Origin of the sequence: Pseudomonas sp. WHRI 8519, assembly GCF_040224055.2 — a bacterium.
Classification (GTDB): Bacteria; Pseudomonadota; Gammaproteobacteria; order Pseudomonadales; family Pseudomonadaceae; genus Aquipseudomonas; species Aquipseudomonas putida_X.
In genome coordinates this window covers 4,806,093-4,830,601 of the sequence record NZ_CP167996.1, presented here as the reverse complement: position 1 = coordinate 4,830,601, position 24,509 = coordinate 4,806,093, and the positions used below count along the sequence as shown (strand labels likewise).

The 24,509-nt window shown below is 62.2% G+C and carries 20 protein-coding genes; 12 read left to right on the top strand and 8 right to left on the bottom strand.

The window, feature by feature from the left end; translation table 11 throughout:
* Positions 1-102 precede the first annotated feature (102 nt).
* A complete protein-coding gene (locus tag ABRP30_RS22045) occupies positions 103-2,694 on the bottom strand; it encodes a glycosyltransferase (protein WP_267818244.1) in 2,592 nt (863 codons plus the stop codon).
* A gap of 132 nt (positions 2,695-2,826) precedes the next feature.
* Between ABRP30_RS22045 and tcdA the strand changes: the two genes are divergently transcribed.
* The gene (gene tcdA / locus ABRP30_RS22040; protein WP_241804403.1) at positions 2,827-3,636 is read left to right on the top strand and encodes a tRNA cyclic N6-threonylcarbamoyladenosine(37) synthase TcdA; all 810 of its coding nucleotides are present in this window, start codon (positions 2,827-2,829) and stop codon (positions 3,634-3,636) included.
* 20 nt (positions 3,637-3,656) lie between these two features.
* On the opposite strand, the gene ABRP30_RS22035 is transcribed toward tcdA, so the two are convergent.
* The 4 genes from ABRP30_RS22035 to ABRP30_RS22020 form a co-directional block, all read right to left on the bottom strand.
* Positions 3,657-4,067 carry a SufE family protein gene (locus tag ABRP30_RS22035; RefSeq protein ID WP_241804404.1) on the bottom strand — a complete coding sequence of 137 codons (411 nt, stop codon included), beginning with the start codon at positions 4,065-4,067 and terminating at the stop codon, positions 3,657-3,659.
* Complete coding sequence (locus ABRP30_RS22030) at positions 4,064-5,269, bottom strand: cysteine desulfurase (RefSeq protein WP_267818240.1); 1,206 nt, start codon at positions 5,267-5,269, stop codon at positions 4,064-4,066. The genes ABRP30_RS22035 and ABRP30_RS22030 overlap by 4 nt, the downstream gene beginning before the upstream one ends.
* Before the next feature lie 82 nt (positions 5,270-5,351).
* Positions 5,352-6,386, bottom strand: a complete 1,035-nt coding sequence (gene dapD, locus ABRP30_RS22025) for a 2,3,4,5-tetrahydropyridine-2,6-dicarboxylate N-succinyltransferase (protein ID WP_349974741.1) — start codon at positions 6,384-6,386, stop codon at positions 5,352-5,354.
* 42 nt (positions 6,387-6,428) lie between these two features.
* Positions 6,429-6,776, bottom strand: a complete 348-nt coding sequence (locus ABRP30_RS22020) for an ArsC family reductase (protein ID WP_241804440.1) — start codon at positions 6,774-6,776, stop codon at positions 6,429-6,431.
* A 435-nt stretch (positions 6,777-7,211) separates the two neighbouring features.
* Here ABRP30_RS22020 and ABRP30_RS22015 point away from each other — a divergent pair, with 435 nt between their 5' ends.
* Positions 7,212-8,858, top strand: a complete 1,647-nt coding sequence (locus ABRP30_RS22015; protein WP_267818236.1) for a Na+/H+ antiporter — start codon at positions 7,212-7,214, stop codon at positions 8,856-8,858.
* A 60-nt stretch (positions 8,859-8,918) separates the two neighbouring features.
* Here ABRP30_RS22015 and dapC read toward each other — a convergent pair whose 3' ends face one another.
* From dapC to map, 3 genes are read right to left on the bottom strand one after another with little or no spacing between them, the layout of a single operon-like run.
* Positions 8,919-10,115, bottom strand: coding sequence for a succinyldiaminopimelate transaminase (gene dapC, locus ABRP30_RS22010; RefSeq protein ID WP_267818234.1), 1,197 nt, complete (start codon positions 10,113-10,115; stop codon positions 8,919-8,921).
* 30 nt (positions 10,116-10,145) lie between these two features.
* Positions 10,146-12,848 carry a [protein-PII] uridylyltransferase gene (locus ABRP30_RS22005; RefSeq protein ID WP_349974740.1) on the bottom strand — a complete coding sequence of 901 codons (2,703 nt, stop codon included), beginning with the start codon at positions 12,846-12,848 and terminating at the stop codon, positions 10,146-10,148.
* Positions 12,849-12,884: 36 nt separating this feature from the next.
* Entirely contained in the window at positions 12,885-13,667 is a 783-nt protein-coding gene (gene map, locus ABRP30_RS22000) for a type I methionyl aminopeptidase (protein WP_004375406.1), read from the bottom strand.
* A gap of 414 nt (positions 13,668-14,081) precedes the next feature.
* Between map and rpsB the strand changes: the two genes are divergently transcribed.
* The 10 genes from rpsB to ABRP30_RS21950 all read left to right on the top strand — a co-directional run bounded on the left by rpsB (position 14,082) and on the right by ABRP30_RS21950 (position 24,509).
* Entirely contained in the window at positions 14,082-14,819 is a 738-nt protein-coding gene (gene rpsB / locus ABRP30_RS21995; protein WP_012315900.1) for a 30S ribosomal protein S2, read from the top strand.
* A gap of 185 nt (positions 14,820-15,004) precedes the next feature.
* Complete coding sequence (gene tsf, locus ABRP30_RS21990) at positions 15,005-15,868, top strand: translation elongation factor Ts (protein ID WP_008094914.1); 864 nt, start codon at positions 15,005-15,007, stop codon at positions 15,866-15,868.
* 183 nt (positions 15,869-16,051) lie between these two features.
* A complete protein-coding gene (pyrH, locus tag ABRP30_RS21985; RefSeq protein ID WP_008094912.1) occupies positions 16,052-16,795 on the top strand; it encodes a UMP kinase in 744 nt (247 codons plus the stop codon).
* Positions 16,792-17,349, top strand: a complete 558-nt coding sequence (frr, locus tag ABRP30_RS21980; protein ID WP_267818224.1) for a ribosome recycling factor — start codon at positions 16,792-16,794, stop codon at positions 17,347-17,349. The genes pyrH and frr overlap by 4 nt, the downstream gene beginning before the upstream one ends.
* A gap of 15 nt (positions 17,350-17,364) precedes the next feature.
* Positions 17,365-18,120 carry a polyprenyl diphosphate synthase gene (gene uppS, locus ABRP30_RS21975; RefSeq protein WP_241804412.1) on the top strand — a complete coding sequence of 252 codons (756 nt, stop codon included), beginning with the start codon at positions 17,365-17,367 and terminating at the stop codon, positions 18,118-18,120.
* A complete protein-coding gene (locus ABRP30_RS21970) occupies positions 18,120-18,935 on the top strand; it encodes a phosphatidate cytidylyltransferase (protein ID WP_267818222.1) in 816 nt (271 codons plus the stop codon). Before uppS ends, ABRP30_RS21970 begins: the two co-directional genes overlap by 1 nt.
* The gene (gene ispC / locus ABRP30_RS21965) at positions 18,932-20,122 is read left to right on the top strand and encodes a 1-deoxy-D-xylulose-5-phosphate reductoisomerase (protein ID WP_349974739.1); all 1,191 of its coding nucleotides are present in this window, start codon (positions 18,932-18,934) and stop codon (positions 20,120-20,122) included. Before ABRP30_RS21970 ends, ispC begins: the two co-directional genes overlap by 4 nt.
* A 61-nt stretch (positions 20,123-20,183) precedes the next feature.
* Positions 20,184-21,536 carry an RIP metalloprotease RseP gene (gene rseP, locus ABRP30_RS21960; protein WP_349974738.1) on the top strand — a complete coding sequence of 451 codons (1,353 nt, stop codon included), beginning with the start codon at positions 20,184-20,186 and terminating at the stop codon, positions 21,534-21,536.
* A gap of 70 nt (positions 21,537-21,606) precedes the next feature.
* The gene (gene bamA / locus ABRP30_RS21955; protein ID WP_267818215.1) at positions 21,607-23,961 is read left to right on the top strand and encodes an outer membrane protein assembly factor BamA; all 2,355 of its coding nucleotides are present in this window, start codon (positions 21,607-21,609) and stop codon (positions 23,959-23,961) included.
* Positions 23,962-24,005: 44 nt separating this feature from the next.
* Complete coding sequence (locus ABRP30_RS21950; protein ID WP_241804417.1) at positions 24,006-24,509, top strand: OmpH family outer membrane protein; 504 nt, start codon at positions 24,006-24,008, stop codon at positions 24,507-24,509.

Here is a 24,509-nt window from a genome sequence, read left to right as displayed (position 1 = left end):
GAACTCCGGGGCAAGGCAAGGCGGAAAAACGAGGGGCGTTATCTTATATCAAACAAGGTTTGTCGGCACGGGGCTTTGGGCCGCTGCGCGGCCCCGCGATGTTCAAGCCTCCTGAGGCTCGGCCATTGTGTGCTCGGGCTTGGGCAGCGACGACAGCAGTGCCATTACCAGCGCCGCCAGGTAGGGCAGTGACTGCACCAGCAGCATCGCGACCCAGAAGCGCATGTCCGAGCTCGGCAACCCTTGCACCAGGTAGATCCCGGCTGCCGCTCCCCACAGCAGCAGCATGATGAACAGTTCTTCGCGCGCTTCGGAAATCGCGACCAGCAGCCCATGGCTGTCGGCATTTTTCGGCGTGCGGAAGAACGGCATGCTGCTGGTGAAGAACCCGTACAGCACCGCCTTGGCGATGGTGTGCGACAGTGCCAGCCCCGCCAGGGCCGCTGCGAATGCGTCCTTGAGGTTGACCCCGACCGCCCGGCGGTAAAGGAAGATGATTTTGGCGACCTTGAAGAAGAACAGCGCCAGTGGCGGGATGGCGAAGATCATCAGGGGGGGATCGACCCGGTGCGGCACGATGATCATCGCCGCCGACCAGAGCAGGGCACCGACCGTGAAGAAGATGTTCATGCCATCGGCGACCCAGGGTAGCCAGCCGGCCAGGAAATGATAGCGCTGGCCACGGGTCAGCTCGCTGCCCTTGCCGCGCAGCAGGGCGGCGGCGTGGTGCTTGATGATCTGGATGGCGCCATAGGCCCAGCGGAAACGCTGCTTCTTGAAGTCGATGAAGGTGTCGGGCATCAGGCCCTTGCCATAGCTGTTGTGGGCGTAGGCAGCCGACAGGCCTTTCTCGAACACCCGCAGGCCCAGTTCGGCGTCTTCGCAGATGCACCATTCGGCCCAGCCCAGTTCTTCCAGCACGGTGCGCCGGGTCATGGTCATGGTGCCGTGCTGAATGATCGCGTCACGGTCGTTACGGGTGACCATGCCGATGTGGAAGAAGCCTTTGTACTCGCTGTAGCAAAGCTTCTTGAAGGCGCTCTCATGCTGGTCGCGGTAGTCCTGGGGCGACTGCACCACGGCGATCTTCGGGTCGGCGAAATGCGGCACCATGTGCTTGAGCCAGTTGCGGTCCACGCAGTAGTCCGAGTCGATCACTGCGATCACTTCGGCATCCTTGGCGGTGTGCGGCAGCAGGTAGTTGAGCGCACCGCCCTTGAACCCGGCCAACGGCGCGACGTGGAAGAACTTGAAGCGCTCGCCGAGCTTTTCGCAGTGGGCCTTGAGCGGCTCCCAAACGGCTGGATCCTTGGTGTTGTTATCGATCACCAGCACTTCGTAGTCCGGGTAATCCAGGGCGGCCAGGGCGTCGAGTGTCTGTTTGACCATCTCGGGCGGTTCGTTGTAGCACGGTACATGTACCGAGACCTTGGGCCGGTAGGCGCTGTCGCCCTGCACCGGCAGAAACTCCCGGCGGCGTTTGTGAATCCACACCGCCTCGGCCAACTCGTGCGCCTCGGTCAATAGCACGATGAAGACGCCGAGCGCGCCGAGCGCCAGCAGCACGCCGACAGTCAGGCTGAACCAGGTGCTGTACTGCTGGCTGTAGTCGTAACCGATCCACACCAGCACTGACCCACAGAGGAAGGTGATGAAGGTGAGGAACGTTCGCCCGCGTTGGCGCAAGGCCGAGCCGTCGATCAGCAATACGGTCAGGGCGATCATCGCCAACACCACCGAGGCGACCGCCAGCGCACGCCATTGCGGTATCGCCACCACCGGCCCTTCAAAATTGAATTTTTGCTGGCGTTGGGCATTGAATACGCCCCAGTAGGCGCCCACCGAGCCCTCGTCACTGGCTTTCCAGGGTTGGTCGTAGGCTTCGATGACGAAATAGTTGTAGCCGCGGCGGTTGAGGGTGTTGACCAGCGTGCGCAGGTAGATGGCCTGGTCGGCCTGGGTCGCGTCGGCGCCGCCGCGCATGCGGCCGTTGCTCGGCCAGCCGACTTCCGAGAGCAGCAATGGCTTGCGCGGGAACTGTTGTTTCAGCTCACGGGCCCGATCCAGGACGAACTCCACGGAATCCTTCATGGGCACGAATTCCCAGTAGGGCAGGATGTGCGCGGCGATCAGGTCGACATGCTTGGCCAGTTCCGGGTGTTCCTTCCAGATGTGCCACTGTTCACTGGTGGTGACCGGCACCTTGACTGCGGCTCGCACCCGGTCGAGGTACTGGATCAAGGCTTCGGGCGTGACTTCTTCGCGGAACAGCGCTTCGTTGCCGACCACCACGCGAACCACACTGCGCGAGGTGTTGGCCAGTTCGATGGCGGTGGCGATCTCTCGCTCGTTGCGCTCCAGGTCCGGGCTGATCCAGATGCCCAGGGTGACGCGCAGCCCAAGCTCCTCTGCCAGGCGCGGGATATCGGCCTGGGTGCCTTCGACGGTGTAGATACGGATGCTGTCGGTCAGCGTGTTCATCTGCTCCAGGTCTTGGCGCATCTCGGCATCGCTTGGGTACTGGCCTTTTTGCGGGCTTTCCCCCAGACGAAATGGCGAGTACGAGAAGCCTGATATCTGCTCAGGCCAGGCCGGCGCCGAGACCGGCCGATTGACCAGCGCCCAGAACCCGGTGAACAGTGCGGCGATGGCCAGGACAATCACCAGGTTCAAGCCGAATTTGCGAGATGACATTGTCGTCCATATCTGTCGAGGTAGTAGGACATTAAAGCAGGATCAGTAGGTGTTTTCCTAACGATGGAGGTCATCGGCGCTGCTGGCCTATAATGCGCGCCGTTTTGGCGGTATGAGCTTCGGGGTACGAACATGAGCACAGAAGATCCACGCTTTGCCGGCGTTGGCCGGCTGTACGGCGACGAAGGGCTGCAACGCCTGAACCAGGCCCACGTGGCGGTCGTCGGTATCGGCGGGGTGGGCTCCTGGGTGGCCGAGGCGCTGGCGCGCAGTGGCGTGGGTGAGATCACTTTGTTCGATCTGGATGATGTCTGTGTCAGCAACACCAACCGCCAGGCCCATGCCCTGGAAGGGCAGGTGGGGCGCCCCAAGGTCGAGGTGATGGCCGAGCGTCTGCGTGCGATCAACCCGGCCTGCACAGTGCATGCGGTGGCTGACTTCGTCACCCGCGACACCATGGCTGAGTACATCACCGAGCAGCTCGATTGCGTCGTCGACTGCATTGACAGCGTGATGGCCAAGGCGGCGCTCATTGCCTGGTGCCGGCGGCGCAAGATCGCGATCGTCACCACCGGCGGCGCAGGTGGGCAGATCGACCCCACACAGATTCAGATCGGCGACCTCAACAAGACCTTCAACGACCCGCTGGCATCGCGGGTACGTTCGACCCTGCGGCGTGACTACAACTTTTCGCGCAACGTCAGCCGCAATTACGGGGTGCCGTGTGTGTTCTCCAGCGAACAGCTGCGCTACCCCAAGGGCGATGGCAGCGTGTGCCTGCAGAAGAGCTTCGTGGGCGAGGGTGTGCGCCTTGACTGCGCCGGGGGCTTTGGCGCGGTGATGATGGTGACGGCGACCTTTGGCATGGTGGCGGCGAGCAAGGCCGTGGAAAAGCTGGTGGCTGGCGCCCGGCGCCCGTCAGAGCGGGTCAAGGCCGAGTGAGGCGCACGGCCGAGCTGGGTTCAGTGGTCTGAAACCAGCTCGGCCATGCGCAGCAACACTGCATGCAGGCCATTGCTGCGCGATGGCGACAACTGCCGCTCCAGCCCCAATTGGGTAAACCATGCGCGCAGGTCAAGCGCTGCCAGTTCGCGGCTGTCCAGCCCTTGCACCCGCACCAGCAGCACTGCCAGCAGGCCACGCAACAGTCGCGCATCACTGCTCGCCTTGAACTGCCACTGGCCGTCGTGCTGTTCAGCTACCAGCCATACCAGGCTTTCACAGCCGTGCACGCGGTTGTCCTCGCCTTTTTGCGTATCGCTCAGCGGTTCCAGTTGCTCACCCATCTGCATCAGAAGCCGGGCACGCTGCTCCCAGCCGCGGGCCTGCTCGAAACGCTCCAATACTGCCTGGGCGCGTACTGGCAGGCTCATCGCAACAGCTCCAGGCCTTGATCGAGGGCATCGAAGAAACGTTGCAGGTCATCGCTGTCGTTGTACATGCCCAGCGATACCCGAATCGCGCCTTCGAGCCCCAGCCCCTTGAGCAGTGGCATGGCGCAGTGATGGCCGGCACGCACGGCAATGCCTTGCTCTGTCAGCAGGTGGGCGATGTCGGCATTGTGCACGCCTTCGATGACAAAGCTGGCCAAGGCAGCCTGTGGCGCGCCCAGCACCCGCACCCCATCACGGTCGGCCAGCCCGCGCAGCAGGTGATGATGAAGGTGGGTCTCGTGATTCTCGACGGCCTGGCCATCGAGGCTGGCCAGGTAATCGAGCGTCGCCCCCAGGCCGATCACCCCGGCGATCGGCGGAGTGCCAGCCTCGAAGCCCAGCGGTGCGGGGCGGAAGCTGGCACTCTGGTAGTCAGCCAGCTGTACCATTTCACCGCCGAACTGCCAGTGGCGCAGCAGTTCCAGCGCCTGCGCACGGCCATAAAGTACGCCGACCCCTTCCGGGCCATACAGTTTGTGGCTGGAGAATACGTAGAAATCACAGCCCAGTTGCTGAACATCGTGGCGGCCATGCACCACACCCTGGGCGCCATCGACTACCGTCAGCGCCCCTTGGGCCCGGGCATGGGCGAGTAACGCTGGCAGCGGCTGCCAAGTGCCGAGCACGTTGGACAACTGGCTGACCGCAAGCACGCGGGTACGCGGGCCAATCAACTGCAGCGCCTGCTCAAGGTCGATGCGGCCATGCTCATCCAGCGGCAGCACCACCAGGCGCAGGTTGCGCCGCCGCGCCAGTTGTTGCCAGGGCAGCAGGTTGGCATGGTGCTCCAGCGCGCTCACCGCGATTTCGTCGCCTGCCTCGAAACGGTGTTCCAGGCCATAGGCCAACAGGTTCAGGGCCGACGTGGCGCCGTGGGTGAAGATGACCTGCCGCGATTCGCCAGCGTTGAGCCAGGCGGCGACCTTGTCGCGGCTGGTTTCGAACGCCTGGGTCGCCAGTGCGCCCGGCAGGTGCTGGGCACGGTGCACATTGGCTGCGCCGTGGCCGTAATAGTGGCTCAGGGCATCGAGCAGGGCCTGGGGCTTCTGGGTGGTGGCAGCGCTGTCCAGGTAGGTCTGGTGCTGGCGTTGCAGGGCGTCGATGGCGGGGAAATCGGCACGCCAGGGGGAGGGCTGGAACATGATCACGGGGCCTGGAATGAAAATCGGGTCTGGCGTGAGTGCGCCAGACCCGATCTTAACACTTCGAACCCTTGGGGAGTTCTCAGTTGTGGGCGTGCAGCGCCTCGTTCAGCTCGATCGCCGATTTGTGCGTCTTGCACTCGACGGCGCCGTTGAGCGAGTTGCGGCGGAACAGCAGGTCGGTCTGGCCAGCCAGGTCGCGCGCCTTGACCACTTTGACCAGCTCATTGTTTTCGTCGAGCAGGTTTACCTTGGTGCCGGCTGTGATGTACAGGCCAGCTTCGACGGTGTTGCGGTCGCCCAGCGGGATGCCGATGCCGGCGTTGGCGCCGATCAGGCAACCTTCACCGACCTTGATGACGATATTGCCACCACCGGACAGGGTGCCCATGGTCGAGCAGCCGCCGCCCAGGTCCGAACCCTTGCCGACGAATACACCGGCCGATACACGGCCTTCGATCATGCCCGCGCCTTCGGTGCCGGCATTAAAGTTGACGAAGCCTTCGTGCATGATCGTGGTGCCTTCGCCGATGTAGGCGCCCAGGCGCACACGGGCGGTGTCGGCGATACGCACGCCGGCCGGGACCACGTAGTCGGTCATCTTCGGGAACTTGTCCACCGAGAACACTTCCAGCAGCTCGCCTTTGAGGCGCGCCTCCAGTTGCAGTTCGGCCAGCTCTGCCAGGTCGACGGCGCCTTGGTTGGTCCAGGCGACGTTCGGCAGCAGCGGGAAGATGCCTGCCAGGCTCACGCCGTGCGGCTTGACCAGGCGGTGCGACAGCAGGTGCAGCTTCAGGTAGGCCTCTGGGGTCGACGCCAGGGCAGCGTCTTCGGCCAGCAGGGTGGCGACCAGCGGCTTGTGGCTTTCGGCCAGGCGGGTCAGCAGGGCGGCCTGGGCGGCATCGATGCCTTTGACGGCTTCGGCCAGTTGCGCGGCCTGGGCATTGCTGAAGGTGATGGCGTGGTTGCCACCTTCATAGCCGAGGATCGGCGCAACAGCGGCGACCAGCTCGGCGCTCGGCTTGAGCAGCGGCTGTGCGTAGAAGACTTCCAGCCAGGTGCCCTGGCGGTTCTGGGAGCCGACACCGAAGGCCAGGCTGAACAGGGTAGTGGACATATGATTACCTCGTGCGAAATAGGGGGCGATGCGTAGATGGACTCAGGCCAGCGCAGCGGCGTACAGGTCAGGTTTGAAACCGACCAGGGTGCGCGCGCCAAGGTCGAGCACCGGCCGCTTGATCATCGACGGCTGGGCCAGCATCAGCTCGACGGCCTTGGCCTGGTCGAGGTCGGCCTTGCTGGTATCGTCGAGCTTGCGGAACGTGGTGCCGGCACGGTTGAGGATCACTTCCCAGCCGTGCTCGTCGCACCAGCGGTTCAGGCTGTCACGGTCGATGCCTTGAGTCTTGTAGTCATGGAATTCGTAGGCGATGGCTTGATCTTCGAGCCAGGTGCGCGCTTTTTTCATGGTATCGCAGGCTTTGATGCCGTAGAGCGTGTAGGTCATTGTGTGCATTGGGGTCACAGGCTGCCCCAATCTCTCCATTTCCGAATGTCAGTCACGCGATTATGCGGGAACGATCCTCGGTGCGCCACGCCCGAGGCGCCCTGACGACGGGTCAGGATGTGTCTTGATCGACCAAACGGTGAACCGCCTGGATGATTTCATTGCCCTATTGCTGCCTGGCTGTGCGCAGCGGGTAGGTGCTCTGCAAGTTGAGCCAGCACTCGGGGGTGGGCGTATGCAAGTGCCGGATTTCATTGCACCTGTGGAGGCAAACGTCAGCATCTGCACGTTAGGCGGGTATCATCATGTTACATATTCATGCGCCGCCTGCGACTTTCGTGCAGCGGCCCAGGGTTGCCACACAGCGCTAACATGTTGTTTCCATGGCGGTCTTTCGCCTGGATTGATTTCGGTTCACAAAGGAAGCTTTAACGGATGCAGTCCGCCTATACCGTCCTCATCCTGCTGACGCTGGTAAGCGTGTCGAAACTGGTCGGGCGGGTAATCCCGTTGCCGCTGCCGCTGGTGCAGATCGCTGCCGGTGCGCTGTTGGCCTGGCCGAGCCTGGGGCTGCATGTGGCCCTGGACCCTGAACTGTTCCTCTTCCTGTTCCTGCCGCCGTTGCTGTTTGCCGACGGCTGGCGCATCCCGAAACGCGAACTGTGGCGCATCCGCGGGCCGGTGGTGGCGCTGGCTGTAGGGCTGGTGCTGTTCACTGTGGTCGGTGCCGGCTACTTCATCCATTGGCTGCTGCCCAGCATCCCGCTGGCGGTCGCCTTTGCCCTGGCGGCCGTATTGTCGCCGACCGACGCCGTGGCCGTCTCGGCCATCACCCAGGACCGCCTCCCCACTCCCCTGATGCACATGCTTCAGGGGGAGGCGCTGATGAATGACGCCTCTGGCCTGGTGACCTTCAAGTTTGCGCTGGCAGCGGCGATCACCGGCGTATTTTCACTGGCCGATGCCAGTTTCAGTTTTGTCTTGGTTGCCATCGGCGGGTTGGCGGTCGGCGTGGCTCTGAGCTGGCTGATTGGCAGGCTGCGCGCCTGGATGATCGCCCGTGGCTGGGATGACCCGGCCACTCACGTGGTATTCATGCTGCTGCTGCCGTTTGCCGCCTATGTATTGGCCGAGCGCCTTGGGGTATCGGGCATCCTCTCGGCGGTCGCCGCCGGCATGATGCAGAGCTGGCTCGATCTGCTGCCGCGCCAGACCAGCACCCGCCTGCTCAACCGTAGTGTCTGGTCGCTGCTGGAATTCGCCTTCAATGGCCTGATCTTCCTCCTCTTGGGCCTGCAATTGCCGGACATCATCAAGGCGGTGGTCAGCCATGAGCCTACCCTGTGGCCGACACTGGCCTGGCGTTGCCTGGATGTGCTGGCGATCTTCGCGGCGCTGATCCTGCTGCGTTTCATCTGGGTGCAAAGCATCTGGCGGGCGGTTGGGGTCGTGCGTCGCTGGCGGGGCAAACCGGCACTGGTACTGATGCCCACCGCGCGCTCATGCTGGCTGCTGACCCTAGGTGGGGTGCGCGGGGCCGTGACCCTGGCGGGTGTGATGTCGATACCGCTGCTGATCGGGGCTGGCCAGGATTTCCCAGAGCGCGACCTGCTGATTTTCATCGCTGCGGGCGTCATCTTGCTTTCGCTGGCCAGCGCCTGCGTGGCTCTGCCTTTTCTCTTGAAAGGTGTCACCCGCAGCCCGGACGAGCGGCTGCATCAGGAGGTGCAGGAAGCCTGGCGGCGCACGGCCGAGGCTGCCATTCATGCCCTGGAGGCCGAGGAAGTGATTGATGCCAGCGCGCCTCAGGATGCGGCGCAGGCGACCCTGGCCACGGAGCTCAAGGCACGGTTGATGGCCGAGTACCGCGATGAACTGGACAGTTACAACGACACGGCCGAGGCGAGGGCCTTGGCAGAGCAGATGGACTTGCTGGAGCGCCGCCTGCGCCTGCGGGCGCTCAGGGCGCAGCGCCTGGAGTTGTATAACCTGCATCGCCAGCACCTGGTAGGCGACGAGGTGGTACGGCAAGTGTTGGGTGAGCTGGACTTGAGCGAGGCGAACCTGGGGGCAGTCAAATGAGCCGCTGTAGCTCAAGCGCCGGTAAGCCGGCGTTCGAGCTACAGTGCGGCACTCACTCGATCAACGGTTTTGCACGAACGCACGAATCCGCTCAGCCGCTTCGATGCACTCGGCCAACGGTGCGACCAGTGCCATGCGTACCCGCCCGGCCCCCGGATTGACGCCGTCCACGTCGCGCGACAGGTACGAACCAGGCACCACCGTCACATGCTGGGCTTCGAACAGGTCGCGGGTGAAGTCAGCATCGCACCCCGGCACCTTGGCCCACAGGTAGAAGCTGCCATCGGGCCGCTGTACGTCCAGCACGGGCTGCAGGATATCCAGCACGGCATCGTATTTGGCGCGGTACTGGTCGCGATTCTCGCGCACATGCGCTTCATCCTGCCAGGCGGCGATGCTGGCCAGTTGGGTCTGCACTGGCATGGCGCAGCCATGGTAGGTGCGATAGAGCAGGAACGGCTTGATGATTTCCGCATCGCCGGCAACGAAGCCCGAACGCAGGCCCGGCAGGTTGGAGCGTTTGGACAGGCTGTGGAATACCACGCAACGCTTGAAATCACTGCGACCCAGTTCGGCACAGGCACTGAGAAGGCCCGGTGGTGGGGCGTCTTCGTCAAAGTAGAGCTCGCTGTAGCACTCGTCGGCGGCGATGACGAAATCGTGCTCGTCGGCCAGTGCAATCAGCTTCTTCAGGGTGTCCATCGGTACCAGTGCGCCGGTGGGGTTTCCCGGTGAGCACAGGAACAGGATCTGGCAGCGCTTCCAGACCTCGGCGGGCACGGCGTCGAAGTCCGGGTTGAAACCGTTGTTTTCCAGGCACGGCAGGTAATGCGGCGTGGCGCCGGCGAGCAGGGCCGCGCCTTCGTAGATCTGGTAGAACGGGTTGGGGCTGACCACCAGGCCATCATCGGCGCGGTTGACCACGGCCTGGGTGAAGGCGAACAGCGCTTCACGGGTGCCGTTGACCGGCAGCACATGGCGGTCTGCGTCCAGCCAGCCGGCCGGTACGCCGAAGCGGCGCTCGCACCACTGGGCAATGGCCTGGCGCAGCGCTGGCAGGCCGATGGTGCTGGGGTAGACCGCCAGCTTGTCGAGGTTGTCGGCCATGGCCTGGGCTACGAATGCCGGCGATTCGTGCTTCGGCTCACCGATCGACAGGGCGATGGCGCGCTTGTCCACCGCAGGCTTCACGCTGCCCAGCAGCGCGCGGAGTTTCTCGAACGGGTAGGGCTGAAGCTGGGTCAAGGCATGGTTCATCGGCGCAAGGTCTCGTCAATCGTCTAATCGTTAAAAGGTCACGCGGGCCGGGCTGGCATCGCTGGCCTGGCCGGCCTGCAGCTGTTGCACGATCGCTTCCTGCAGGCGGCTGCACAACTGCGGGTCGGACAGCGGTTGGTTGTCGGCGTCGGTAATGAAGAATACGTCTTCCACGCGTTCGCCGAGGGTGGCGATCTTGGCGTTCTGCAGTGACAGGTCGAACTCCAGGAAGATCCGCCCGATCCGCGCCAGCAGCCCGGGGCGGTCCGGCGCGGTGATCTCGAGGATGGTCACCGCCCGCTGGGCATCGTTGAGGATGGTCACCTGCGGCGGGAAGTTGAAATGCTTGAGCTGGCGGGGTACCCGACGCTGGATGATGGTCGGGTAATCCTCGGGGTTGCGCAGCGCCTCGGTCAGGCCGTCGCGGATCTGCTTGACGCGTTGCGGGTTGTCACCGATGGAGCCGCCGTCATTGTCGAGCACGATATAGGTGTCGAGCGTGAACTGGCTGCTCGAGGTGATGATGCGCGCGTCATGGATGTTCAGGTTGAGCTGCGACATGGCCGCTACGGTCACGGCAAAGAAGTCGTGCTGGTCGGGGGCATAGATGAAAATCTGCGTACCGCCCTCGAACTCACGCTGGGTGGTTTCCTTGATCAGTACCAGCGGCCCGCCGTCGGCAGGCTGCTGCAGGATCGCATCACTGTGCCAGGCCACATCAGCGGCGTTGTGCTTGAGGAAATAGTCGTCACCCAGTTGCGACCAGAGTTGCTCGACGTCGTCCGGGTCGGTGCCCTCTCTGACGAGGATGTCCAGCGCAGCGCTCTGTGTCTGACGGATCTGCTCCTCGCGGTCCAGCGGGTTTTCCAGGCCGCGACGCAGGGCCCGTTTGGTCTCGCTGTACAGCTGGCGCAGCAGGCTGGCGCGCCAGGAGTTCCACAGGCTGGGGTTGGTGGCATTGATGTCGGCCACGGTCAGCACATACAGGTAGTCCAGGCGCGTCTCGTCGCCGACATGCAGGGCGAAGTCGTTGATCACCTGCGGGTCGGACAGGTCCTTGCGTTGCGCGGTGGTGGACATCACCAGGTGGTTCTGCACCAGCCAGACGATCAGCCGGCTGTCCCAGGCGGGCAACTGATGGCGCTCACAAAATTTCTTCGCATCCACAGCGCCCAGCTCGGAGTGGTCGCCCTGGCGCCCTTTGCCGATGTCGTGGTACAGACCGGCCAGGTAGATGAGCTCAGGTTTGGGCAGGCGGCCCATGAGCTTGCTGGCCAGCGGGAATTTTTCGGATACGGGCGTGTACTGCAGCTTGCGCAGGTGCTTGATGAGGTTGAGGGTGTGCGCGTCGACCGTATAGATGTGGAACAGGTCGTGCTGCATCTGCCCGACGATCAGGCCGAACTCTGGCAGGTAGCGGCCGAGGATGCCGTAGCGGTTCATCCGCCGCAGGTTGCGATGGATGCCGATTTCGCACTTGAACAGCTCGATGAACAGGCTGGTGTTGCGGATATCGTTGCGGAAGGTGTCGTCGATCAGGTGGCGGTGCTCGCGCAGCAGGCGCACGGTGTCAGCGCGCACACCCTTGATTTCCGGGTGCTGCGCCATCAGCACGAAGATCTCCATCATGGCGAACGGCGTGCGCTTGAAAACGTTGGCGTTGACCGCTTCGATGTAGCCGTCGTGCAGGCGGAAGCGTGTATTGAGCGGCTGGGTGGTGCCACTGTCATCGTCGGCGAGGATGACTTCCTCGAAGTGCTGGATGATCAGGTCGCACAACTGGCTGATGCTCATCACCACCCGGTAGTACTGCTGCATGAACTGTTCGATGGCGCGCTTGGGATTTTCGTCGCTGTAGCCCAGCAGTGCGGCGATGCTGCGCTGGTGGTCGAACAGCAGGCGGTCTTCGGCGCGGCCGGCGAGCATGTGCAGGGCGTAGCGCACCTTCCACAAGAAGTCCTGGGAGGAAGCCAGCAGTTCGTTTTCGCTTTCCAGCAGGAAGCCTTCGCCAGCGAGGGCGTGCAGGTTCAGGGTGCCGTACTGGCGACGGGCTACCCAAAGGACTGTCTGGATGTCGCGAAGGCCACCGGGCGAGCCTTTTACATTGGGCTCGAGGTTGTACTCGGTGTCGTTGTACTTGTGGTGGCGGGCCTTGAGCTCTGCACGCTTGGCCAGGAAGAACTCCTTGCTAGGCCACATGTGCGCGGTGCTGGTGACCTCCAGCATGCGCTGACGCAGGGCTTCAGGGCCGGCGATGGTACGGCTTTCCATCATGTTGGTGATGACCGTCAGGTCGGCACGGGCCTGTTCGGCACACTCGTCGATGGTGCGCACGCTTTGGCCCACTTCCAGGCCGATGTCCCACAGCAGCGTAAGGAGGCGTTCGATGGCATCGCGGTACTGCTCGTGTTCGACGTCGCGCAGCAGGATCAGCAGGTCGATGTCCGAGTGCGGGTGCAGTTCACCGCGTCCGTAGCCCCCGACCGCCACCAGCGCGATGCCGTCCGCGTCGCCCCAGTCGAACTGCTTCCAGGCCTGTTGCAGGATGTTGTCGACGAGCCAGGCACGGTCCTCGATCAGCTGACGGATTTCACGGCCGTCACGGAAACGCTTGTCGAGCACCTCGCCGGCCTGGCGGATGGCCTTCTTGAAAGCGGCGATGGGGCTCGCCTTGAGGGCCAGTTCCGCCTGGAACTGGCCGCGGTCGAACAGCTCGGGATCCACCTGGGGCATGCATCGCGTTCCTGTCGTAGGGGCTTTGGCGTGAATTCAGGCCGAAGTGCGCGGGATGGTGTCGTCCTTGCGCAGGGTGAAGATCTCGTAGCCGGTGGCAGTCACCACCAGGGTGTGTTCCCACTGCGCCGAGAGCTTGCGGTCCTTGGTGATGGCAGTCCAGCCGTCGCCCAGTACCTTGGTGTCGGCCTTGCCCTGGTTGATCATCGGTTCGATGGTGAAGGTCATGCCCTCTTTGAGCTCCATGCCGGTGCCGGCACGGCCGTAGTGGAGGATCTGCGGCTCTTCGTGGAACACCTTGCCGATGCCGTGGCCGCAGAATTCACGCACCACCGAAAAACCGTTCTTTTCGGCGTGCTTCTGGATCACTTCACCGATATCGCCCAGGCGGCAGCCTGGCTTGACCAGTTCGATGGCCTTGTACATGCATTCCTGGGTGACTTTGGACAGGCGTTCGGCCCAGACCGGCACAGTGCCGACGTGGAACATGCGGCTGGTGTCGCCGTGGTAGCCATCCTTGATCACGGTGACATCGATGTTCAGCGTGTCGCCGTCCTTGAGTGGCTTGTCGTTGGGGATGCCGTGGCAGACCACGTGGTTGATCGAGGTGCAGATCGACTTCGGGTAGCCTTTGTAGTTGAGCGGTGCCGGAATGGCCTGCTGCACGTTGACGATATAGTCGTGGCACAGGCGGTCGAGCTCTTCGGTGGTGACACCGGGCTTGACGTGTTCTTCGATCATTTCCAGCACTTCGGCGGCCAGGCGGCCGGCGATGCGCATCTTCTCGATGTCTTCTGCGGTCTTGATGGTAACGGTCATTACAGGCTCTCTACGGCGCCGCAGGTGGCGCGAACAAACGGAAAAGGCCCTCATTCTATCAGAGGGCGGCTGTGAACCCAGCATCAAGCTTCAAGCTTCGAGCTGCAAGCTGCAAGCTGCAAGCTGCAAGCTGCAAGCTGCAAGCTGCAAGCTGAGCGGCGTGGCTTGGGGGTCTGCGGTCGGCTTTCTCTTGCAGCTTGAAGCTTGCAGCTCGAAGCTTAAAGCTGCGGGTTCCGTTCGTTGGCGGTCTGTGGTATAACATGCGCCGCTTTCGGGGACGACCCCGTCAGCTCAAACCCACACACGTGTCGACACGATGACCTGGGTGCCCCGCATTCTCGAACTTCTCGTTCAGCTGCGTGGGTTGGTCATTGGGATACGTGGAGGCCCAACCCGACTTATCAAGGAACTATCATGTCCCAAGTCAACATGCGCGATATGCTGAAGGCCGGTGTGCACTTCGGCCACCAGACCCGTTACTGGAACCCGAAAATGGGCAAGTACATTTTCGGCGCGCGTAACAAGATCCACATCATCAACCTGGAAAAAACCCTGCCAATGTTCAACGACGCTCTGTCGTTCGTAGAGCGCCTGGCCCAGGGCAAGAACAAGATCATGTTCGTCGGCACCAAGCGTTCCGCCGGCAAGATCGTCGCCGAGCAAGCTGCTCGTTGCGGTTCGCCATACGTTGACCACCGCTGGTTGGGCGGCATGCTGACCAACTACAAAACCATCCGCGCTTCGATCAAGCGTCTGCGCGACCTGGAAACCCAGGCCGAAGACGGCACCTTTGCCAAGCTGACCAAGAAAGAAGCCCTGATGCGTTCGCGCGATCTGGAAAAGCTGGACCGCAGCCTGGGTGGTATCAAGGACATGGGCGGCCTGCCTGATGCCCTGTTCGTGATCGACGTTGACCACGAGCGCATTGCTATCACCGAAGCCAACAAGCTGGGCATCCCGGTTATCGGCGTTGTCGATACCAACAGCAGCCCGGAAGGTGTTGACTACATCATCCCAGGTAACGATGACGCCATTCGCGCTATCGAGCTGTACATGACTTCGATGGCTGACGCCGTCATCCGCGGTCGCAACAACGTTGCTGGCGGCACCGAAGTCTACGCTGAAGAAGCGGCTGCACCTGCTGCCGAGTAATAGACGCTAGCGTCTGCTTGGCACGCAAAAAGGGGGCTTTGCCCCCTTTTTGCCACCTTGAAATCCTGCTGTCAGCAAGCGCCCCGCATTATGGGCCGGCTGAGGTTGAAACAGCGGATTTGCAGAATTGAACGCCCGTGATGAGCGGGTGGAATGGTTGAAAAACTTTCCAAGAGGATTTTGAAATGGCAGCAATTACTGCAGCGCTGGTCAAAGAACTGCGCGAGCGTACCGGCGAAGGCATGATGGATTGCAAAAAGGCCCTGGAAAAGGCCGGCGGCGACATCGAAAAAGCCATTGACGACATGCGTGCCTCGGGCGCCATCAAGGCCGCCAAAAAGGCTGGCAACGTCGCTGCTGAAGGCGCGATCGCCGTCAAGACCGACGGTAAATCCGCCGTCCTGCTGGAAGTCAACTCGCAGACCGACTTCCTGGCCCTGCAAGACGACTTCAAGAACTTCGTCGCTGAAAGCCTTGAAGAAGCTTTCGCCCAGAAGCTGACCGACGCCGCTCCGCTGATCGCCTCGCGCGAAGCCGCTCGTGAAGCCCTGGTCGCCAAGTGCGGCGAGAACGTCAACATCCGTCGCCTGGTGCGCGTTGAGGGTGACGTTGTCGGTGCTTACCTGCACGGTAACAAGATCGGTGCTGTTGTCGTCCTCAAAGGCGGCGACGTCGAGCTGGCCAAGAACATTGCCATGCACGTTGCAGCTTCGAACCCAGAGTTCCTCGATGCGTCGGAAATCTCCGCCGAGGCCATCGAGCGCGAGAAGAACGTCTTCCTGCAGCTGAACGCTGACAAGATCGCCGGCAAGCCGGAAAACATCGTTGAGAACATGATCAACGGCCGCATCACCAAGTTCAAGGCAGAAGCCTCGCTGAAAGAGCAAGCCTTCGTCATGAACCCAGAAGTCAAAGTCGGCGAGCTGGCCAAGAAAGCCGGTGCTGAAATCGTTTCCTTCACCTACTTCAAGGTAGGCGAAGGCATCGAGAAGCCGGTCGACGACTTCGCTGCTGAAGTTGCCGCTCAGGTAGCTGCCGCCAAGCAGTAAGACAGGCTCGTCTGTCGCCCCAAAGAGGCTGCCCGCTCACGCGCGCAGCCTCTTTGTCAAAGCGGGAGCGGTTTTCAAAGCCGTTGCTCGCTGACGCAGTCGCTGCGTCACGTTAGAGTTACAGGCAGGCTCAAGCGCAAGCAGCCCGCCAGAATTTTACAAACGCCGCAGGAGAGATTCGCAATGGCTCAGCAGGGCAGTGGTTATCAGGCTCGCTATAAACGCATTCTACTCAAACTTAGCGGCGAGGCCCTGATGGGCTCGGAAGAGTTCGGGATCGACCCCAAGGTCCTGGATCGCATGGCCCTGGAAGTCGGCCAGTTGGTCGGCATCGGTGTCCAGGTCGGCCTGGTGATCGGCGGTGGCAACCTGTTCCGTGGTGCGGCGCTCAGTGCAGCCGGCATGGACCGTGTTACCGGTGACCACATGGGTATGCTGGCGACGGTAATGAACGGCCTGGCCATGCGCGACGCGCTGGAGCGGGCGAACATTACCGCTATCGTCATGTCGGCCATTTCCATGGTGGGTGTGACCGATCACTATGACCGCCGCAAAGCCATGCGCCACCTGAACGCCAAAGAAGTCGTAATCTTCGCTGCCGGTACTGGCAACCCGTTCTTCACCACCGACTCCGCCGCGTGCCTGCGTGCCATCGAAATCGATGCCGACGTGGTATTGAAGGCAACCAAGGTCGATGGTGTATACACTGCAGATCCATTCAAGGACCCGCATGCCGAGAAGTTCGATCATCTGACCTACGATGAAGTGCTGGATCGCAAGCTGGGTGTAATGGATCTCACGGCAATCTGCCTTTGCCGCGACCACAAGATGCCGCTGCGCGTCTTCAACATGAACAAACCCGGCGCCTTGCTGAACATCGTGCATGGCGGCGCGGAAGGAACTCTGATCGAGGAAGTTCAAAAATGATCAACGACATCAAGAAAGACGCTCAGGACCGCATGGGCAAGTCTATCGAGGCTTTGGGCCGCCACCTGGCGTCCATTCGCACCGGTCGCGCCCACCCAAGCATCCTGGACAGCGTCAAGGTCACGGCGTGGGGCAGCGAAATGCCGCTGAACCAGGTCGCTGCAATCACTGTTGAAGATGCGCGCACCCTGAAAATCGTCGCCCACGACAAGAACCTCAGCGCTGCCATCGAGAAGGCCATCCTGACTTCCGACCTGGGCCTGAACCCGTCCAGCGCCGGCACCACCATCCGTGTACCGATGCCGGCCCTGACCGAGGAAACCCGCAAGGGTTACACCAAGCAGGCCAGCGGCGTTGCCGAAGATGCCAAGGTTGCGGTGCGCAACGTGCGTCGTGATGCCCTGGCCGACCTGAAGAAGCTGACCAAGGACAAGGAAATCAGCGAAGACGAAGAGCGTCGTGCGGCTGACGAGATCCAGAAGCTGACCGACAAGTTCGTCGCCGAGATCGACGCTGCGTTCAAAGCCAAGGAAAAGGACCTGTTGGCCGTCTAAGGCCGAGGTTTTTTAATGGAAAAGACCAAGCTGGCGGCACCGTCTTCGGTGCCGCGACACGTCGCGATCATCATGGATGGCAATAATCGCTGGGCGAAGAAGCGCCTGTTGCCCGGCGTAGCCGGGCATAAGGCCGGCGTCGATGCCGTACGTGCGGTTATCGAGGTCTGCGCCAAGTCCGGTGTCGAGGTGCTGACGCTGTTCGCCTTCTCCAGTGAGAACTGGCAGCGCCCTGCCGAGGAAGTGGGGGCGTTGATGGAGCTGTTCTTCTCGGCGCTGCGCCGCGAGGCCAAACGCCTGAACGAGAACAATATCAGCCTGCGCATCATCGGCGACCGTTCGCGGTTCCATCCAGAGCTGCAGGCCGCCATGCGCGAGGCCGAGGCGCAGACCGCCGGCAATAACCGTTTCATCCTGCAGATCGCCGCCAACTACGGCGGGCAGTGGGATATCGCCCAGGCCGCCCAGCGGCTGGCGCGTGAGGTTCAGGCCGGTCATCTGCGTCCGGACGACATTACGCCCGGGCTTTTGCAAACCTGCCTGGCGACGGGCGACCTGCCGTTGCCGGACCTGTGCATCCGCACGGGTGGCGAGCACCGCATCAGCAACTTCCTGCTGTGGCAGTTGGCTTACGCCGAACTGTATTTCTCCGACCTGTACTGGCCGGACTTCAAACACGAGGCCATGCGCAATGCCCTGGCCGATTTCGCTTCGCGCCAGCGCCGCTTCGGTAAGACCAGCGAGCAGGTCGAGGCTGGAGCTCGTGCTTAATGCTTAAACAACGCATCATTACCGCGCTGATCCTGCTGCCGGTCGCGCTGGGTGGTTTCTTCCTGCTCAACGGCGGGGATTTCGCTCTGTTCATCGGCTTCGTGGTGACCCTGGCGGCCTGGGAATGGGCGCGCCTGGCCGGGTTGATGGCCCAGCCGCTGCGCATTGCCTATGCCGCTGTCGTCGCTGGTGCGCTGATGCTGCTCTACCTGATGCCTGACCTGGCGCCCTGGGTGCTGGGTGCGTCGGTCATCTGGTGGGGCATGGCCACCTGGTTGGTACTGACCTATCCGCGAAGCAGTGAGCTGTGGGTCAGTGCTGCCTGTCGTCTGCTGATCGGTCTGCTGATCCTGCTACCTGCCTGGCAAGGGCTGGTGTTGCTCAAGCATTGGCCGCTGGGTAACTGGCTTATTCTCTCGGTCATGGTGCTGGTGTGGGCGGCCGATATCGGCGCTTACTTCTCGGGCCGTGCTTTCGGCAAGCGCAAGCTGGCCGCGCAAGTCAGCCCGGGCAAAAGCTGGGAAGGCGTCTATGGTGGCCTGGCGGTCAGCCTGGTGATTACGCTGGCGGTCGGCATAACTCGCGATTGGGGTGTCGGCCAGATTCTGCTGGGGCTCCTGGGGGCTGCGCTGGTGGTCATGGCATCGGTGATTGGTGACCTGACCGAGAGCATGTTCAAGCGCCGCTCCGGGATCAAGGACAGCAGCAACCTGCTGCCCGGCCATGGCGGGGTGCTTGACCGCATCGACAGCCTGACTGCCGCCATCCCGGTGTTCGCAGTGTTGCTGTGGGCTGCCGAATGGGGTGTGATGTGACAGCGCTACAGCGTATTACCGTGCTGGGCGCCACCGGCTCCATCGGCCTCAGTACCCTGGATGTGATCGCCCGCCATCCCGACCGCTACCAGGTATTTGCATTGAGCGGCTATTCGCGCATCGATCAACTGCTGGCCCTGTGCGTGCGGCATCGCCCGGCCTATGCCGTGGTGCCTAACGGCGAAGCAGCTGTGCGCTTGCGCGAAGGCCTGGCAGCTGCGGGCTGCGCCACCGAGGTGCTGGAAGGGGAGGCGGGCCTGTGCGAGGTCGCTGCCGCCCCGGAAGTGGATGCGGTGATGGCGGCCATCGTCGGCGCTGCGGGCTTGCGCCCAACGCTGGCCGCCGTCGAGGCGGGCAAGAAGGTGCTGTTGGCCAACAAAGAGGCGCTGGTGATGTCCGGCGCGCTGTTCATGGAAGCTGTGCGACGCAGTGGTGCAGTGCTGCTGCCGATCGACAGCGAGCACAATGCCATCTTCCAGTGCCTGCCGGGTGACTATGACCGGGGTCTTAGCCAGGTGGGGGTGCGCCGAATTCTATTGACTGCCTCGGGCGGGCCGTTTCGCCAGACCCCTCAGGCCGAGCTGGCCGATGTCACGCCAGAGCAGGCGTGTGCCCACCCGAACTGGTCCATGGGGCGCAAGATTTCCGTGGACTCGGCGAGCATGATGAACAAGGGCCTGGAGCTTATCGAGGCCTGCTGGTTGTTCGATGCGGCGCCAAGCCAGGTCGAAGTGGTGGTGCACCCGCAGAGCGTGATCCATTCCCTGGTGGACTACGTAGACGGTTCGGTGCTGGCCCAGTTGGGTAACCCGGACATGCGCACGCCCATTGCCAATGCCCTGGCCTGGCCAGAGCGGATCGATTCTGGTGTGGCCCCGCTGGACCTGTTCGCCATCGCTCGCCTTGATTTCCAGGCTCCCGACGAGCTGCGCTTTCCCTGCCTGCGCCTGGCACGGCAGGCTGCGGAGGCGGGCAATAGCGCGCCAGCGGTGCTCAATGCGGCCAACGAAGTTGCCGTGGATGCATTTCTTGAGCGGCGTATCCGCTTCCCGGAGATCGCGAGTATGATCGAACAGGTGTTGGCCCAGGAACCTGTGGTGCCTGTGCCTTCGCTGGAGGCGGTGTTTGCAGCCGATCAGCGCGCCCGAGAGTTGTCCCGCGAGTGGTTGAGGCGCCACGGCCGCTGATGCTGCCCGGCCCAGAGGATGTGCGAAAAGTCGTTCCGCTGAACGTCATTCGGAGAAAGACATGACTGCGCTGTACATGATTATCGGCACCCTGGTGGCCTTGGGTGTACTGGTCACTTTCCACGAATTCGGCCACTTCTGGGTGGCTCGGCGTTGCGGGGTCAAGGTGCTGCGCTTTTCCGTGGGCTTCGGCCCCGGGCTATTGCGCTGGCATGACCGCCACGGTACCGAGTTCGTGGTGGCGGCCATTCCTTTGGGCGGTTACGTCAAGATGCTCGACGAGCGTGAAGGCGAAGTGCCGCCAGCGCTGGCCGACCAGTCCTTCAATCGCAAATCGGTTCGCCAGCGCATCGCCATCGTCGCCGCAGGCCCCATTGCCAACTTCCTGCTGGCCATCGTTTTCTTCTGGTTGCTGGCGATGCTCGGTACCCAGCAGATCCGCCCGGTCATCGGTGCGGTAGAGCCTGGCAGCCTGGCTGCATCGGCTGGCCTGGTTGCCGGCCAGGAAATTGTTTCCATCGATGGCAAGGCGACCAGTGGCTGGTCGGCCGTCAACCTGCAGCTGGTGCGTCGCCTGGGCGAAAGCGGAACATTGCAGGTCGGTGTACGCGATGAGGGCGCCAGCGCCGAGCGTCAGTTGCAGGTCAAGCTCGATAGCTGGCTCAAGGGTGCAGACGAGCCTGACCCGATTCAGTCGCTCGGGCTGCGGCCATGGCGGCCGGTCGTGGCGCCCGTGCTGGCCGAGATCGATCCAAAAGGTCCAGCGGCAGCTGCCGGCCTGAAAACCGGCGACAGGCTGCTGAGTCTCGATGGGGTGGCCTTGAGTGACTGGCAGCAGGTTGTCGATAGCGTACGCGCTCGCCCTGAAGCCAAGGTCGTGGTGCGTGTCGAGCGCGACGGTGCGGCGCTGGATGTGCCGGTAGCGTTGGCTCGAAAAGGTGAGGGCGCCGCTGCCGCAGGGTACCTGGGCGCCGGGGTGAAAGGCGGCGAATGGCCAGCCGGCATGCTTCGTGAGGTCAGCTACGGTCCGCTGGACGCGGTAGGCGAGGGCCTTTCCCGGACGTGGAACATGAGCGTCCTGACCCTCGAATCCCTGAAGAAAATGCTGTTCGGTGAGCTCTCGGTAAAAAACTTGAGCGGACCGATAACCATTGCTAAAGTGGCGGGCGCTTCAGCCCAGTCCGGCGTGGGGGATTTCTTGAACTTCCTCGCCTACCTGAGCATTAGCCTGGGGGTTCTTAACCTGCTGCCCATTCCAGTGCTGGATGGGGGGCATTTGCTGTTTTACCTGGTCGAGTGGGCGCGCGGTCGTCCATTGTCGGATCGGGTTCAAGGTTGGGGGGTCCAGATCGGTATCAGTTTGGTCATAGGGGTGATGTTGCTCGCCCTGATCAACGATCTGGGTCGACTATAAAAGCTTCGCATTGCAAACCTGCCGCCAATTGCGGCAGGTTGTTTATTGCCAGTTGGAATAAAAGGACTTCATGAAACGTCTGCTGCTAACTGCGGTCCTCTCCGCATTGATGATCGCTGAAGTTCACGCCGAGTCCTTCACCATCTCCGATATTCGTGTCAACGGCCTGCAGCGGGTATCCGCCGGCAGCGTTTTCGGTGCCTTGCCCCTGAACGTGGGCGATCAGGCCGATGACCGGCGCCTGGTGGAGTCGACCCGGTCGCTGTTCAAGACCGGCTTCTTCCAGGACATTCAGCTGAACCGCGACGGCGATGTCCTGATCATCAACGTGGTCGAGCGCCCGTCGGTGTCGAGCATCGAGATCGAAGGCAACAAGGCGATCAGCACCGAAGACCTGATGAAGGGCCTGAAACAGTCGGGCCTGGCCGAAGGCGAGATCTTCCAGCGTGCCACCCTCGAAGGCGTGCGTAACGAGCTGCAGCGCCAGTACGTGGCCCAGGGCCGCTACTCGGCCGAGGTCGACGCCGAGGTGGTGCCGCAGCCGCGCAACCGGGTTGCCCTGAAGATCAAGATCAACGAAGGCACCGTCGCTGCCATCCAGCACATCAACGTCGTTGGCAACACCGTGTTCGACGATGAAGAGCTGTCGCAGCTGTTCGAGCTCAAGACCACCAACTGGCTGTCGTTCTTCAAGAACGACGACAAGTACGCCCGCGAAAAGCTTTCCGGTGACCTGGAGCGCCTGCGTTCCTACTACCTGGACCGCGGCTACATCAACATGGACATCGCTTCCACCCAGGTGTCGATCACCCCGGACAAGAAGCACGTCTATATCACCGTCAACGTCAACGAAGGCGAGAAGTACACCGTTCGCGACGTGAAGCTGTCGGGTGACCTGAAGGTGCCGGAAGACCAGGTCAAGTCGCTGCTGCTGGTGCAGCCGGGCCAGGTATTCTCGCGCAAGGTGATGACCACCACGTCCGAGCTGATCACCCGCCGCCTGGGTAACGAAGGCTACACGTTCGCCAACGTCAACGGCGTGCCACAGCCCAATGACGAAGACCACACCGTCGACATCATGTTCGTGGTCGACCCGGGCAAGCGTGCCTACGTCAACCGCATCAACTACCGCGGCAACACCAAGACCGAAGACGAAGTGCTGCGCCGCGAAATGCGCCAGATGGAAGGCGGCTGGGCCTCGACCTACCTGATCGACCAGTCCAAGACCCGTCTGGAGCGCCTGGGTTTCTTCAAGGAAGTCAACGTCGAGACCCCGCCAGTGCCGGGTACCGACGATCAGGTCGACGTCAACTACAGCGTCGAAGAGCAGGCGTCCGGCTCGATCACTGCCAGCGTGGGCTTCGCCCAGAGCGCCGGCCTGATCCTGGGCGGTTCGATCAGCCAGACCAACTTCCTCGGTACGGGTAACAAGGTTTCCATCGGGTTGACCCGCTCGGAATACCAGACCCGCTACAACTTCGGTTTCGTTGACCCCTACTTCACTGCTGACGGTGTGAGCCTGGGTTACAACGCGTTCTATCGCAGCACCGACTACGACGACCTCGACGTTGACGTGGCCAGCTATGCGGTCGACAGCCTGGGTGCCGGTGTGAGCCTGGGCTACCCGATCAGCGAAACCTCGCGCCTGACCTACGGCCTCAGCGTGCAGCAGGACAAGATCAAGACCGGTCGCTATACCGTTGACGAGATCTTCGACTTCCTCGATGAAGAGGGTGATAACTTCCTGAACTTCAAGGCGTCAATCGGCTGGTCCGAGTCGACCCTGAACAAAGGCGTGCTGGCGACCCGTGGTCACTCCCAGAGCCTGACCCTGGAATCGACCATTCCAGGCAGCGACCTGTCGTTCTACAAGCTTGATTACCGCGGCCAGCTGTTCAAGCCGATCAACAACGAGTACACCCTGCGCCTGCACACCGAATTGGGCTATGGTGATGGTTTCGGTGGCACTTCGGGCCTGCCGTTCTACGAGAACTACTATGCGGGTGGCTTCAACTCCGTTCGCGGCTTCAAGGACAGCAGCCTGGGCCCACGCAGTACGCCCAGCAGAGGTTTAGCTAGCAAGCCGGGCACTGAGTTTGACCCGGACCAAGACCCGCTGCCGTTCGGTGGCAACGTCCTGGTGCAGGGTGGCGTAGAGCTGCTGTTCCCGCTGCCGTTCGTGAAGGACCAGCGCTCGCTGCGCACCTCCGTGTTCTGGGATGTGGGTAACGTGTTCGACACCAATTGCGGTTCCAAGCCTGACTGCGCCAAGGTCGGTTTCTCGGACATGGCCAGCTCCGTTGGTTTGGGTGTGACCTGGATCACCGCACTGGGCCCGTTGAGCTTCAGCCTGGCGATGCCGGTCAAGAAGCCGGACGATGCCGATACCCAGGTGTTCCAATTCTCTCTGGGCCAGACCTTCTAAGGTCGGCCCTTGCTTAACGACAACGGTTTATCCAGGAGTGCATCGTGCGTAAGTTGACTCAACTGGCCATACTGGCCGCGGCGCTGGTCGCCACCCCGGCTTTCGCCGAAATGAAGGTTGCCGTGCTGAACTATCAGATGGCGTTGCTTGAATCCGATGCCGCCAAGAAGTACGCGGTGGATGCCGAGAAGAAGTTCGGCCCGCAGTTGACCAAGCTCAAGACCCTCGAAAGCAGTGCCAAAGGCATTCAGGACCGCTTGATCAAGGGCGGCGACAAGTTGGCCCAGCCAGAGCGCGAGCGCCTGGAGCTTGAGTTCAAGCAAAAGGCACGTGACTTCCAGTTCCAGTCCAAGGAGCTGAATGAAGCCAAAGCGGTCGCTGACCGCGACATGCTCAAGCAGCTCAAGCCCAAGCTCGACGGTGCTGTCGAAGAAGTGATCAAGAAAGGCGGTTACGACCTGGTCCTCGAGCGTGGCGCGGTCATTGATGTCAAGCCTCAGTACGACATCACCCGCCAAGTCATCGAGCGCATGAACCAAGCCCGTTGA